Raw genomic sequence first — 13,240 nt, forward strand, 5'->3', positions numbered from 1 at the left:
ATTCTTAACCAAAGCAACTTTCTTGCCATTTTTGGAATTTTGTCGAGCGTGCCTCGAACGGGGCGATCTTTTTGCTGTTTTTCTTTTGTAATATAAAAATGGTAAATAATTCAAAGCGATTAAATCGCTCCACACTCAGGGGGGCGGGCGGCGTCGCGCGGTTGATGACATTTTTGGGGGCAGTGCGGCGGGAGAAAAACGGAACGATCACGGAAATATGGCACGCAATCGTGCCATTCCGCCATCAATGGAGATATAACAATAAGGAAAAATTGAAAGAAATGAAATGGAACGAAAACGTTCCAGTGTTTCGTTATGTTGCCAACCCATGCTTGCGCAGCTTGTTGAGCAGGGTGGTGTGGGAGATGCCGAGGTCCCGGGCCGCCTGGCGCAGGCTCTTGTCGCCTTTCAGAGCGCGGGCAACGAGGGTGCGCTCGTACTCGTCGACGGCGGCCCGAAGCGGCTGGGCATTACTCCGGGCCGGCGTCGCCCGCCGGGGGCCGGACAGGGAGCCGCTCGACAACTCGTGGGCCAGCAGCACGTACTGCACGCCGATGACGTCCTGGTCGCACAGGATCGCGGCGCGCTTCACCACGTTTTTGAGTTCCCGCACATTGCCCGGCCAGTGATGGGCCATGAGCTTGTCCCGGGCCGCCGCGTCGAAGGTCATCATGTCCTTGCCGAGATTGGTCAGGATCTGGAACAGGAAGTGCTCGGCCAGCACCAGGATGTCCTCGGGGCGCTCCCGCAGCGGCGGGATGTGCAGGGGCAGCACGTTTATCCTATAATAGAGATCCTCGCGGAACTGCCGTTTTTCCACGAGCTGTTCCAGGTTGCGGTTGGTGGCCGTGATGAGCCGCGCGTTGACCGTGATTTCCCGCTCGTCGCCGAGGCGGCGCAGGCGCTGGTTCTGGATCAGGCGCAGGATCTTGGCCTGGGCGCCAAGGGGCATCTCGGCAATCTCGTCGAGAAAGACGGTGCCGTCCAGGGCCACCTCGAAGAGTCCCGGCCGGCCTTCCTTTTTGGCCCCGGAAAACGCGCCGCCGACGTAGCCGAAGAGTTCGCTTTCGAGCAGCGCCTCGGGCACGGCCGCGCAGTTGATGGCCACGAACTGGCCCGTGCAGCCGCTGCCGGTATGGATGGCCTGGGCCAGCAGGTCCTTGCCCGTGCCGGATTCGCCCCGGATGGTGATGACCGCGTCCGTTGGCGCGATTTTTTCCGCCACGGCCACGACCTGGCGCAGGGCGGCGCTCGTGCCGATGATGTCGCCAAACCCGACCTGGTCGGGCTCGTAGATGGACTTGGCCAGGTTGCGCAGTTCCTGGGCGTCCCGGGCGATTTCCACCGCGCCCATGATCGCGCCGGAAGCGTCGGTGATGGGGCGGCCGGTCGCGAAATATTGCAGGCGGTTGCGACCGCGCAGGATGCTTTTCTTGATGTTGTTGTAGCGCTCGCCGTTTAAGCACCGCAGGATGGTGGCGTCGGGCAGGTGGAGGTTGCGCACGTGCCGGCCCACGGCGTCCGCGTCAGTGCAGTGGAAATACCGGCGGGCCACGCTGTTAAGGAGCGTGACGTGCCCGGCATCATCCACGGCCACGATGGACTCGTCCACGTTGTCGAGCACCGTGAGCAGGAGCTGGGCCTGCTTTTCGTGGGGTAGGGCGTCGATGAAGGTGATCTCCACGAGGTCGGTGAAGTCGGCCAGCATGGCCAGGATGTCCTCGCGGGGGCAGCCGCCGTCGCGGGGGGCGATCTCCAGGTAGATGTGGGCGAAACCGTCTTGCTGGACCACTTCCATGGCCACGATGTTGAGGCTGTGCCCGGCGATGACCGAGGAGATGTCGGCCACGATGCCGATGCGGTCCTTGAAGTTGAGGTGCAGTTTGCTCATAGGGGGGCCCGGTCGGGTGGTCCCTTTACAATATAAGGAAAAGGTTGACGGCGAAAGGGGGGGCAAGCGGGCGGGAACGGCTTTTTCGGCGATTTCGTCAGGGCCTCAGTCCCCGCCGCCGCGCAGGGCCTCGATGGGGTCCAGGCCGGCCGCCTTTCGCGCCGGGCTCAGGCCGAAGACAAGGGCGATCAGAAACGCCGCCAGCAGCGACAGGAAAAAAATCTTGGGCGACAGGCGCAGTTCCAGGAGCCCGAGCCGGGACAGCGATTCGCCAAGCGCCACCCCGAGCCCGATGCCGCAAAACGATCCGGCCAGGGTCAGGTAGAGGGCTTCGGACAAGAACTGGGCCGTGATCGCCGCCTTGGTCGCGCCCACGGCCTTGCGCAGGCCGATTTCCACCTTGCGCTCGCCGACGCTCAGAAACATCAGATTGGCCAGCACGAAGCCGCCGACGATGATGGCAACCGCCGCCGTCACCCCCAGAAAGGCCACCAGTCCGCCGGTGAAAGCGGTGAGGAATTTGAGGATTTCGTTGGCCGAGATGATGGTGAAATCGTCGTTTTCCGTGGGGCCGAGTTTGTGCAGATGGCGCAGCAGGGCGCGCAGGTTGTCCTTGGAGGCGTCGATATGCTCCGGGTCGTGGAATTTGACCCGCAGCCCGCGGAAATACTTGCGATTGAGGTTGAAGCGCTGGGTGAGCGTGGTGATGGGCATGACGATGCGGTCGTCGATGGTCACGTCGTGGCCGCCGCCGGTAAGCCCCCGGTAGGCCAGCCGGCCGACGATCTGCACGGGCAGGTTGCCGACCTGGATGGTGCGGCCGATGGGCGAGGCGTCGCCGAAAAGCTCCTTGGCCGGTTCGTCGCCGATGAGCGCCACCTTGGCCGCGTGGGCGATGTCGTCGGCCGAGAGGTCCCGGCCCTCGGCAAGGGGCCAGTTCCAGGTCTTGGCGTAGTTTTCCGTGGCTCCGACCACGATCGGGGATTCGTGGTTCCTGTTGCCGTACTTGAGGGTGATGGCCCGCACCGAGCGCATGGGCAGCACGGCGTAGGCCCCGGGCAGGGAGCGGGCGATGGTTCGGGCGTCGGTAAAGGACAGGGTGTAGACGCGCTGACCCACGGGTCTGTTCTCGATGTCCCCGCCGATGACCATGACCGCGTCCGGTCCGAAAAAATCCACGATTTCGAGGGCTTTTCGCCGTGCGCCGTCCACCGAGGCCACGATGACGGTGAGCGCCGCCACGCCCAGGGCCACGGCGGCCACCACGAAAAGGCTCCTGGCCTTATGGGCCCAAAGGGCCAGGCCGGCCATGCGCTGGATGCGCCACAGGGTGCGGGCGAGACGCCCGGCGCTACGCCACGCGGCCGTCATGGACGTGGATCTGCCGGCCGGCATAGGCGGCCGTTGACTGGTCGTGGGTGACGACGATGACGGTCTTGCCCGAGTCGCGGTTGATCGAGGCGAGAAGTTCCATGATCTCGGCGCTGGTGGCCGAATCGAGCTGGCCGGTGGGCTCGTCGGCCAGGATCAGGTCCGGGTCGTTGATGAGCGCCCGGGCCAGGGCCACGCGCTGCTGCTGGCCGCCGGAAAGCTGGGAGGGCTTGTGCCCGGCCTGATCGGCCAGGCCCACCTTGGCGAGCAGTTCCTCGGCCCGGCGGCGCAGGACCTGTCCCGGCGTCGGGCTGTAGAGGCCGGGGAGCAGTACGTTGTCCAGGGCCGTGGCGTAGGGGATGAGGTAGAAGCTTTGAAAGACGAAGCCGATGGCCTGGTTTCGCAGCTCGGAGAGCGCGTCGTCGTCCAGGGTGCCCGTGTCGCGGCCGGAAAAAAGGTAGTGGCCGGCGGTGGGACGGTCGAGGAGGCCCAGGATGTGGAGCAGGGTGGATTTGCCCGAGCCCGACGGCCCCATGATGGCGGCGAACTCGCCGGCCGCGATGGCAAGCGTCACCCCGTCGAGCACGGTGTGGGCGATGCCGGCCATGACGTAGGTCCGGGTCACGTCGGCAAGCTCGATGAGCGCGGGGCGTTCCCCCGGGGCGGCTGGGGGCGTCATCGCGCGGTCGGCCGGTTGGGTTTGGGGGCGTTTATGGCCGGCGCGGTCAGGCCCGGCAGCACGATGCGGGTGGCCACCTTCTGCCCTGGCGCGATGCCTTCGAGCACCTCGGTCACATTCAGGCCTTCGAGGCCGAGCTTGGGGTGCAGTTCCTGCACTGCGCCGTTGTCACCGACCGCGAAGACCACCTGCCGGTCGCCGAGCCACTTGAGCGCGGCGTTGGGGATGATGCAGACGTTCTTTTTCTGCTGGACCACGATCTGGCACTGGGTGGTCATTTCCGGGCGCAGCCGGATGGATTCCTTGGGGTCGAGGCGCACCAGGGCCTGGTAGTAGACGATGTTGTCGCGGATTTCCGGCTGGGGATAGATCTGGTTCACGCTGCCCTTGAAGGTGGTGGCCGGGTAGGCGTCGACGCGAAACTCCACGGGCAGGCCGGGGGTGACCTGGCCGACGTCGGTTTCGTCCACGTAGATCCACATTTCCAGGCGCTTGGGGTCGAGCACGGTGATGAGGTTGGCCACCTGCAGGCCGGCCACCACGGTTTCGCCGGCCTGGGAGGTGACGAAGGCCACCACGCCGTCGATGGGGCTGACGATGCGGGTGTAGGAAATCTTGGTCTTGATGGAATCGATGACGGCCTGGGCCTCTTCCATGGCCTTTTGGGCCTTGATGCGCTCCTTGACGAATTCGGTGCTCAGGCGGACTTGCGAGGCCTGTTTGGCCAGGACCTCGTTTTGGCCGACCAGGGCGTCGCGGCGGGCGGCCTCGAGCACGTCGCGAGCGATGAGTTCCTTGCGGAAGAGCTCATCCTGGCGCTTGAGGTTGCTGGCGGCGTAATTGCTTTTGGCCTCGGACAGGCGTTGCTCGGCCTGGGCCTCGGCGATGCGTTTGGGGTAGACGGCTTCGACCTGGGCCAGTTCGGCGCTGGCGCGTGCGAGCTTGGCCTCGGCTTCGTCGAGGCCGGCGCGCAGTTCCCGGTCATCGATGACGGCGATGAGCTGTCCTTTGTGCACCGCGTCGCCGACCTTGACGTTCATTTCCTTGATGGTGCCGGTGGCCCGGGCGCCGATTTTGACGATGGCCCCGACCTGGGCTTTTATAATGCCGGTCGCCTCGAGAACCTTGCGCACGTCGCCGATTTTGGCTTCGGCCGTGGCCAGCACGCGAGGCGGTTCGACTTTTTTGGTGTAGTGTTTCCAGGCGAAAAGCCCGGCCCCGGCGATGACGGCCAGGAGAAAGAGCCACTTGAATATGCGCATGCGGTGTATCCGGGGGGTCGATTTTGCCGTCATAGTGCCCGAAACGGGAGCAAGGGGCAAATCGGGACGACATTTCGGACGCCCGGCGGGCCGCGGACGCGCCGGGCATCAAAACGGCGAGAGCTGCTTCCAGAACGACTTCTTGTCTTTCGGCGGCCCGGGCTTGGCCCGGTTCCGCTCCACCTTGCACTCGACCATGGCGAAGAATTCAGCTTTGCCGCTGGCGCAGCCGAGGAAGATTTTCACGTGGTAGCTGTTGTTGTTATACAGGAGAAAGTACTCGAGCATGGTCTTGCCGCCCGGGGCCGGGGCGGTATTTGCCGGCTGGCCGTACTGGGACGTGAACTTGGCCACGGCGGCCGGGATGTTGCAAGTCTCGTCCAGGGGCTCGGAGGGCGAAAGGGCGAAGCTGTCCTTGAAGATGCAGCTGTTGTCCAGGATGTTCTTGCCGCCGGCATTGTTCGGCTGGGCGATGTAGGGCTTCTTGGAAAGCATGTCGCCCAGTGCCTGGTTGGGTCGAAAATCCTGGGCGGCGGCCGGCAGAACGGTCGCCAGGACGAAGAGAACGGTCAGCACGGCTTGGCGCATGGTTTCCTCCTTGCCGATGAGCCCCTGTGGCCTTTTTCCCTTTGCAGATGTTTCCCCATACACCAACGTAGTGAATGATATCCTGAAAAAAAGGTGAGACCTTACAAAAGGTAAAAGGTTTAGGAAGGGGAGAGCTCGAGAGGGGAGAACCCTTTGCAGAAGGGTTTCCCCTCTCGCACGTTCTTTTCCTCCCCCTAATCGCCAAGCTCGGCGATCCAGCCGGCCACGGGCTCCTCGATGATGCGGCGGATTTCCGCCAGCCGCTCCGGCGTTTCGGCCTCGAAGCGCAGCACCAGCACCGGCTGGGTATTGGAGGCGCGCAGGAGCCCCCAACCGTCGGGAAAGGTCAGCCGCACCCCGTCCACGTCGATGACGTCGTAGCGGCCCTTAAAAAAGTCACGCGCCTTTTCCACCACCTTGAACTTGATGGCGTCCGGGCAGTCCATGCGGATTTCCGGGGTGTTGACCGTCGCCGGCCAGTCGGCAAGCATTTGCCCGAGCGGCACGTTCGAGGCGGCCACGATCTCGGCCAGCCGGGCGGCGGCGTAAATGCCGTCGTCGAAGCCGTAGTAGCGGTCGGCGAAAAACATGTGGCCGCTCATCTCGCCAGCCAGGGTGGCGTCCGTCTCCTTCATGCGCGACTTGATCAGCGAATGGCCCGTGGCGGCCATGATGGGCTCCCCGCCGTGGGCGGCGATATCTTTATAGAGCAGATGGCTGCACTTGACCTCGCCGATGACCGTGGCTCCCGGATGCGCGGCCAGCACGCCCCGGGCGTAGATGGCCAGCACCTGGTCGCCGTAAAGCAGCCTGCCCGCCTCGTCCACCACGCCGATGCGGTCGGCGTCGCCGTCGAGCCCGACGCCGAAATCGGCGCCCTCGGCCACGACCCGCGCCGCCAGATCGGCCACGTTTTCCAGGATCACCGGGTCGGGATGGTGGTTGGGGAACCGGCCGTCCGGTTCGCAGTAGAGCGGAATGACCTTGGCCCCGCACTGGCGCAGCACCTCGGCGCAGATGAGCCCGCCGGCCCCGTTGCCGCCGTCGACGACCACCGTCACCGGCCGGGCCAGCACCATCTGTTCGGCCACATGCTCGATATACGACGGCTTGATGTCGTGCTCGCAGACCATGCCCGTGCCGCTTACGAACTCGCCGGCGGCCATGATGTCGTAAATCTCCCGGATGGCGTCGGTGTGGATGGTCGTCTCGCCGGACCATATTTTGAAGCCGTTGAATTCCGGAGGGTTGTGGCTGGCCGTGACCATGATGCCGGCCTTTCGGGCCAGGGCCTTGACTCCGTAGTAGAACCCCGGGGTCGGCACCATGCCGAGACAGGTCACGTCGATGCCGCAGGCGGCGAGCCCGGCGGCCAGACGCGCCTGGTACTCGGGCGAGGTCAGGCGGCAGTCGTGGCCGAGCACGGCCCGCATCTGCCCCCGGCGCGCGAAAAAGGTCCCCGCCGCCCGGCCGAGCCGTTCCACCCAGTCCGGGTCGAAATCCACATCCACGATACCCCGGATGTCGTAGGCCCGGAAAACCCCGGGCAACACTGGCTTCATGTTTCCTCCTGGCGCGTTCGGTGAAACAGGGGCGAGGCGGGCATCCCTTGACCTTCCCCCCCATCTCTCCTATGCCGCCTTAAATGAACTGGGATTGGGACAAGCTCACGGAGCAAAAACGCCGTTACGGGTCGCAGATGCCTGACCCGGGCCGCGTCGGCGAGGATCTGGGCAAGAAATTCTCCGCCCTGCGGGAACGGCTCCCCGGCGGGCCGAAAATCGTCATCATCGTCGTGGCGCTCTTATGGATCGCCAGCGGCATCTACATCGTCGAGCCCGACGAGGCCGGCGTGGTCCAGCGGTTCGGCGCCTATGCCTATACCACCGGTCCCGGACCGCACTACCATTTACCGTTTCCCGTCGAAACCGTAAAGACCCCGAAGGTTTCGCAGGTGCGCCGGGTGGAGATCGGCTTCCGCTCCGTCTACGGCCGCCAGGGCGAATCGTTGCAGAACCGGCGCGTGCCCGAGGAGTCGCTCATGCTCACGGGCGACGAGAACATCGTGGACGTGCAATTCAGCGTGCAATACCAAGTCGGCAACCCGGTGGATTACCTCTTCAAGATCGCCCAGCCCGACGAGACGCTCAAGAGCGCGGCCGAGGCGGCCATGCGCGAGGTCATGGGCAAGGCCAAGATCGACTCCGTGCTGACCTCGGGCAAGCTCAAGGTGCAAACCGACACCAAGGATTTGCTTCAGTATATGCTCGACCTTTACGATTCCGGCATCGAGGTGACGGCCGTGCAGCTCCAGGACGTGCACCCGCCCCACGAGGTGGTCGACGCCTTCAAGGACGTGGCCAGCGCCCGCGAGGACAAGAGCCGGCTCATCAACGAGGCCGACGCCTACGCCAACGACATCCTGCCCAAGGCCCGGGGCCGGGCCGCGGCCATCCTCAACGAGGCCGCCGCCTACAGGGAGCAGACGATCCGCGAGGCCAAGGGCGGGGCGGACCGCTTCGCGGCCCTGCTTGCCGCCTACGAAAAGGCCAGGGACGTCACCCGCGAGCGCCTGTATATCGAGACCATGGAAAGCGTTTTCGCCAATCCCGGTGTGGAAAAGATCATTCTCGGCAGTGATGCGGCCGGCAAGGCCGTGCCCTACCTGCCGCTCGGGGCGCTGCCCCAGGCCGCCGCGCCGGCTTCGACCGCTCCGACGCCCAAGGCCGCGGCAGCCGCGGCGGGCAAGGGAGGCCGGCCGTGAAAAATTCCATGATCGTCACCGCCGTGGTGGCCTTTGTCGTGCTCGTGGCCGCCTTTCAGACGGTCTACGAGGTGGACCAGACCGAAACTGCCATCGTGCTCCAGCTTGGCAAGCCCACCGGCGACACCAAGGAGCCGGGACTGCACGCCAAGATACCCTTTGTGCAAAACGTGATCTTTTTCGACGCCAGGCTCCTGCAATACGACGCCAAGGCGGCCGAAGTCCTCACCCTGGACAAGAAAAATCTGGTGGTGGACAACTACGCCCGCTGGCGCATCACCGACCCGCTGCTCTTCTACCGGACGCTGCGCACCGTGGGCCGGGCCCATGCCCGCCTCGACGATATCATCTATGCCGAAGTGCGCGTGGCGCTCGGGCAGTACACCCTGCAGGACGTTGTTTCGGAAAAGCGCGCCTCGATCATGAGCGAGGTGACGAAGAAATCCACGGATCTGCTCGCCCCCTACGGCATCCAGGTGGTGGACGTGCGCATCAAGCGCACCGACCTGCCGCCGGAAAACGCCCAGGCCATCTATGGCCGCATGAAGGCCGAGCGCGAACGGCAGGCCAAGCTCTACCGCTCCGAAGGCTACGAGGAGATGGAAAAGATCAAGTCCGCCGCGGCCAAGGACCGTACCGTGATTTTGGCCGAAGCCGAGCGGCAGGCCCAGGTGCTGCGCGGCGCGGGCGATGCCGAGTCGACGTCGGTCTGGGCCGCGGCCGTGGGCAAGGACCCGGATTTCTTTTCCTTCAGCCGCAGCCTGGAAGCCTACCGCAATGGGCTTTCCAAGGACACGCGCCTGATCCTGACGCCGCAAAGTCCTTTTCTCAAGTATTGGCGCTGATGTCGCGCCCTCGAAAAATACCACGGTATTTTCAGAAAAAATAAGTATTCAAGCAGGTTGTCGAAAACAGAAGATACGCATCCCGAGGACACGAACGCGAGGCGGGCCGTCACGGCCCGCCATGCTCCATGTTTCCGTTGCATGACGCCGGTTGCATTCTCTGCGGAGTATGCTACCGGAGAGCAAATTGCCTGTATCGTTTACGCCATGCGGACACCGCGCCAGCCTTGTAACCGGGAGGGGTTGCCGGGCAAAACAGCGAACAAGGAGTCCCTGGATGTCTGATGTCTTGCGTCTTGTGCTATTTGCAGTGCTTTTTGCGGTTTTGTGCGTTCAAGCCCATGAGTTGAGTTCTCCCGGAAGCCGCTCGCTGGTCAGAAGCCTTTTCGCCGATTCCACGGCGAAGACCTCGGCTGCGCGCCATCCCGAGCCGCTTCGATCCCGCGCCTTGGAGTTCCGGGGGCTCACCCCCGTGCCCATGGCTTCCGGCGAGTAGACCTCGCCACGCGCCTGCGGGCTCTTGGGGCCGCCCGACGTCCATCGGGCAGGCTTGACAAGGCGCGCGCATTTGGCGGAAGGTGCGACGCCTGTGCGCCCGAGATGGCGCGGGCGTCATGCCGCCGTGCGTCCAAATTGCCCGGCATTCCCGCAACACCCGAAGGGGGAGACGATGGTTCTGGAGCTGATCCGGCCCGGCACGAAAATCAATTTTCTCAAGTACCGCAAGCTGGCCTATCTGATCTCGGCCGCCGTGATCGTGGCCGGTTTCGTGTCCCTGGCCGTCAAGGGCGGACCGCGCTATGGCGTCGATTTCGCCGGCGGCCTGTCCATTCAGGTCCGCTTCGCCAAGGCCATGGACGTGGCCGAGCTGACCAAGGCCGCGGACGCGGCGGGGCTTTCCAACGTGGCCGTGCAGCGCTTCGGTCAGGCCGACGCCAACGAGTACCTCATTCGGGCCTCGGACCAGGACGTCAACCAGGAAAACGTGCGAACCGCCGTGGAAACGGCTCTGGGCAAGGCTTTTCCGGACGCGGGACTCGATGTCCAGCGCCTGGAGATGGTCGGCCCCAAGGTCGGCGCGGACCTGCGCGGCAAAGCCCTGGAAGCCATCTTTTATTCGGTGCTGCTGATCGCCATCTATATTTCCGGCCGGTTCGAGCATCGTTGGATGGCGGCGGGCATCATGGCGGCGGGACTTGCCGGCGGCATTTACGTGCTCAAGCTTTTCGGCGCGTCCACGGTGTGGCTCATCATCGCGGCCATGATCATCACCATGGCCCTGTGCTACGTGCTACGGCTCAAATACGCCCTGGGGGCGGTGGTGGCCGATTTGCACGATGTCCTGATCACCATCGGCGTCTTTTCGCTCCTGGACAAGGAGTTCGATCTGACCATCGTGGCCGCGCTTTTGACCATCCTCGGTTATTCGCTCAACGACACCATCATCGTCTACGACCGCATCCGGGAGAAGAACCGCACCGTGGGCAAGACCATGCCCTTCGAGCAGGTCATCAACCTCAGCATCAACGAGACGCTCTCGCGCACCATCCTGACCGCCGGCACCACGCTCCTCACGGTGGCCTGTCTGTATTTCTTCGGCGGCGCGGTCATCCACGACTTCGCCCTGGCCATGCTCATCGGCATTCTGGCCGGCACCTATTCCTCGATCTTCGTGGCCAGCCCGCTCCTGATGGATGTGGGCTCGGGACTGAAGCCGCGCACCGGCGCGCCGGCCCTGGCCGTTCCCGAGAACACGACCGAGACGGCCGGGGCCTGATCCCCACCGCCCGCAGCCGTCATTGCCTGAAAAGACAAAAGGGCCGCTTCCCCGGGAAGCGGCCCTTTTTGATGTCGTCTTGGGCGGCGGGAATCACTTCGCCGGCTTGGCGGCGCCTTGTGCGGCCTGATAGCTCGCCAGCTCCTGCTCGGTGCGGTTATAGTTCGTCAGTGCCTCTTCCTTGGCCTGCCGGTAGCGTTCGGCGTCTTGGGCGTTGCCGTCGCGTTTCGCCTCTTCCTCGGCCTCGGCGTAGCGGAGGTAGGCGTATTTGCTGTGCTTGAGCTTTTCAGCCAACAAGACTCTCTGGTCGGTGTCCTGCCAGTGATTGAGGCGCGCCGAACAACCGGCGGACAGCGAGGCCGCAAGGACCAGAAGCAGACAGGCGACAAGGTGGAAACGGAAACAACGGGTTGTATGCATAACGGTACGTGGGGGTTATCGGCCCTTGGCGTCCGCAACCGGGACGACTGGCGTTAGAGCCGGATGTTGACGATGCCTCCCTGGGCCACTTCGACGACCCCGCCGAGCGGCACCTGCACGGAACCGCCCAGGGGAATCTCGACGGTTCCCGTTGGAGGTGTGATCGAGACGGCCCCGGCCGGGGATATGCTGACGGCACCCGGGGGCCCGGCCTCGAAATGGCCGGGCGGCAACGCCTCGAAACGGCCGGGGGGATTGGCTTCGGTCTGACCGGCCGGTGTGATGGCGTCAGACATGGTCTTCCTCCCGAGGCGACGATTGCGCCTCTTGGGAGAATATGCCCGAATTCCGGCCGACAGGCAATGGCAGGGCCGCGACCCACGCCGCGAGCGCGCGGGAAGCGGTTGCCCGGCCTGGAAATGCGGCCGCATGAAATCGCGGTAATCTTTTCGGCGCGCGCGGGGATCAGGCGGCCCGGGCCTGACGCTTGGATCGCACCAGGCTGTCGGCGGCCTTGCCGGCCAGATAGAGCACGCCGCGCAGCAAAAGCGGGTAGCTGGAAACGTCGGGGGCTTCGATTTGCGGCAGCAGGGGAGAGGTGTCGCCGCCATGGCCGCCGGACAGGCGCTTGCGGATGGCCTGGGCCTCCTCGTTGCGGCTGTTTATGGCCAGGCTTTTGCCGATGGCCCGTTCGGCCAGATCGGGGCGGCGCAGGAAATGGTAGGCCTTGGACAGGCCGAGATAGGCGTCGGCGTTTTTTGGGGCCAGGTCCAGGGCATGGCGGAAAAGCGCCACCGCGGCGGTGTAGTGGCGCTCGCGCAGCAGTTCGTTGCCGAGAGCCAGAAACGGGTTGAACCCGACGTCGTCGTTTTTGAGCGCATCGATGAACTGGTCGCGCAGTTCGATAAACCGCCTGGTCCTGGCGCAGGCCGAGGCCGCCTGCTTCATGTACTGGCGAAAGCGCCTGGCGCTGCCCTTGGCCTGCCAGACGCGGGCCAGGCCCAGGTAGGCCTCGACGAAAAGTTCGTTTATGGCGAGCGCCCTGTGGAAGGCCATGATGGCCCGCTCGTAGTCGCGTCCGGCCAGGGCCAGCATGCCCTGCTCGAAATATTTCGGGGCGGCGTCCGGGGCTTCGGCCACGGCGGCAAACCCCTTTGCGGCGCGTTCCGTCTCGCCGGCGGCCTCCTTGCGGGCTGCCCGGGCCAGGGCGGCCTTTTCCGAAGCGGTGAACCGGGCCATGTGGGCGGCCATGAGCAGGTGCTTGTCGAAGGTGTCCTGGGAATAGGGGCGCAGGCAGATGCCGGCCACGCCGAGCCTGACCGCCGCCAGCACCTCGTCCCGCCGGCCGTCGAGCATGGTCAGGATGACCGGCAGCCCGGCCAGGGCCGCGTCGGCGCGCAGCGCGGCCACGAAGTCGCGGCCGTCCATGTCGGCCAGGGCGGCGTCGCAGATGACCAGATCGAACTCGCCCCGACGCAAGAGCGCCAATCCCTCGAGGCCGGTGGTCACGTGGCGCGCGGCCGGGATGCGGGCGCGCTTGAGGAATTCGCGGTCGATCCTGGCATGGCCTTCGTTGTCGGTCACGATGAGCGCGGTCTTAAATATCGTCAGGGGCGGATGGGGAACGGTCATGGCCAACGTCC

Annotated in this window: 12 protein-coding genes; 3 read left to right on the forward strand and 9 right to left on the reverse strand. The window is 64.7% G+C overall.

Translation table 11 applies throughout. The features are described from left to right. Positions 1-313: 313 nt before the first annotated feature. The 6 genes from K9F62_11585 to K9F62_11610 form a co-directional block, all read right to left on the reverse strand. A complete protein-coding gene (locus K9F62_11585) occupies positions 314-1,891 on the reverse strand; it encodes a sigma 54-interacting transcriptional regulator (GenBank protein ID UJX39371.1) in 1,578 nt (525 codons plus the stop codon). A 105-nt stretch (positions 1,892-1,996) separates the two neighbouring features. Next, positions 1,997-3,262 (reverse strand): ABC transporter permease, encoded by a 1,266-nt coding sequence (locus tag K9F62_11590; GenBank protein ID UJX39372.1) that lies wholly within the window; start codon positions 3,260-3,262, stop codon positions 1,997-1,999. After that, positions 3,243-3,941, reverse strand: coding sequence for an ABC transporter ATP-binding protein (locus tag K9F62_11595; GenBank protein UJX39373.1), 699 nt, complete (start codon positions 3,939-3,941; stop codon positions 3,243-3,245). The genes K9F62_11590 and K9F62_11595 overlap by 20 nt, the downstream gene beginning before the upstream one ends. After that, complete coding sequence (locus K9F62_11600; protein ID UJX39374.1) at positions 3,938-5,203, reverse strand: HlyD family efflux transporter periplasmic adaptor subunit; 1,266 nt, start codon at positions 5,201-5,203, stop codon at positions 3,938-3,940. The genes K9F62_11595 and K9F62_11600 overlap by 4 nt, the downstream gene beginning before the upstream one ends. A 108-nt stretch (positions 5,204-5,311) precedes the next feature. Continuing rightward, positions 5,312-5,791, reverse strand: a complete 480-nt coding sequence (locus K9F62_11605; protein UJX39375.1) for a hypothetical protein — start codon at positions 5,789-5,791, stop codon at positions 5,312-5,314. A 194-nt stretch (positions 5,792-5,985) separates the two neighbouring features. After that, entirely contained in the window at positions 5,986-7,353 is a 1,368-nt protein-coding gene (locus K9F62_11610; GenBank protein UJX39376.1) for a phosphomannomutase/phosphoglucomutase, read from the reverse strand. 83 nt (positions 7,354-7,436) lie between these two features. Here K9F62_11610 and hflK point away from each other — a divergent pair, with 83 nt between their 5' ends. From hflK to secF, 3 genes are all read left to right on the forward strand, one after another. After that, entirely contained in the window at positions 7,437-8,555 is a 1,119-nt protein-coding gene (gene hflK / locus K9F62_11615) for an FtsH protease activity modulator HflK (protein UJX39377.1), read from the forward strand. Then, positions 8,552-9,400 (forward strand): protease modulator HflC, encoded by an 849-nt coding sequence (locus K9F62_11620; GenBank protein UJX39378.1) that lies wholly within the window; start codon positions 8,552-8,554, stop codon positions 9,398-9,400. The genes hflK and K9F62_11620 overlap by 4 nt, the downstream gene beginning before the upstream one ends. 670 nt (positions 9,401-10,070) lie before the next feature. After that, positions 10,071-11,177 carry a protein translocase subunit SecF gene (secF, locus tag K9F62_11625; protein UJX39379.1) on the forward strand — a complete coding sequence of 369 codons (1,107 nt, stop codon included), beginning with the start codon at positions 10,071-10,073 and terminating at the stop codon, positions 11,175-11,177. 93 nt (positions 11,178-11,270) lie between these two features. On the opposite strand, the gene K9F62_11630 is transcribed toward secF, so the two are convergent. The 3 genes from K9F62_11630 to K9F62_11640 form a co-directional block, all read right to left on the reverse strand. Further along, positions 11,271-11,597 (reverse strand): hypothetical protein, encoded by a 327-nt coding sequence (locus K9F62_11630; GenBank protein ID UJX39380.1) that lies wholly within the window; start codon positions 11,595-11,597, stop codon positions 11,271-11,273. Between the two features lie 53 nt (positions 11,598-11,650). Next, complete coding sequence (locus tag K9F62_11635; protein UJX39381.1) at positions 11,651-11,893, reverse strand: hypothetical protein; 243 nt, start codon at positions 11,891-11,893, stop codon at positions 11,651-11,653. Between the two features lie 169 nt (positions 11,894-12,062). Then, entirely contained in the window at positions 12,063-13,229 is a 1,167-nt protein-coding gene (locus K9F62_11640) for a response regulator (GenBank protein ID UJX39382.1), read from the reverse strand. Positions 13,230-13,240 lie beyond the last annotated feature (11 nt).

Source organism: Desulfovibrio sp. JY (genome assembly GCA_021730285.1).
GTDB lineage: Bacteria > Desulfobacterota > Desulfovibrionia > Desulfovibrionales > Desulfovibrionaceae > Solidesulfovibrio.

Coding starts and splice junctions, on each gene's coding strand:
- K9F62_11585 (UJX39371.1), bottom strand. CDS start 1,891: ATGAGCAAACTGCACCTCAACTTCAAGGACCGCATCGGCATCGTGGCC.
- K9F62_11590 (UJX39372.1), bottom strand. CDS start 3,262: ATGACGGCCGCGTGGCGTAGCGCCGGGCGTCTCGCCCGCACCCTGTGG.
- K9F62_11595 (UJX39373.1), bottom strand. CDS start 3,941: ATGACGCCCCCAGCCGCCCCGGGGGAACGCCCCGCGCTCATCGAGCTT.
- K9F62_11600 (UJX39374.1), bottom strand. CDS start 5,203: ATGCGCATATTCAAGTGGCTCTTTCTCCTGGCCGTCATCGCCGGGGCC.
- K9F62_11605 (UJX39375.1), bottom strand. CDS start 5,791: ATGCGCCAAGCCGTGCTGACCGTTCTCTTCGTCCTGGCGACCGTTCTG.
- K9F62_11610 (UJX39376.1), bottom strand. CDS start 7,353: ATGAAGCCAGTGTTGCCCGGGGTTTTCCGGGCCTACGACATCCGGGGT.
- hflK (UJX39377.1), top strand. CDS start 7,437: ATGAACTGGGATTGGGACAAGCTCACGGAGCAAAAACGCCGTTACGGG.
- secF (UJX39379.1), top strand. CDS start 10,071: ATGGTTCTGGAGCTGATCCGGCCCGGCACGAAAATCAATTTTCTCAAG.
- K9F62_11630 (UJX39380.1), bottom strand. CDS start 11,597: ATGCATACAACCCGTTGTTTCCGTTTCCACCTTGTCGCCTGTCTGCTT.
- K9F62_11635 (UJX39381.1), bottom strand. CDS start 11,893: ATGTCTGACGCCATCACACCGGCCGGTCAGACCGAAGCCAATCCCCCC.
- K9F62_11640 (UJX39382.1), bottom strand. CDS start 13,229: ATGACCGTTCCCCATCCGCCCCTGACGATATTTAAGACCGCGCTCATC.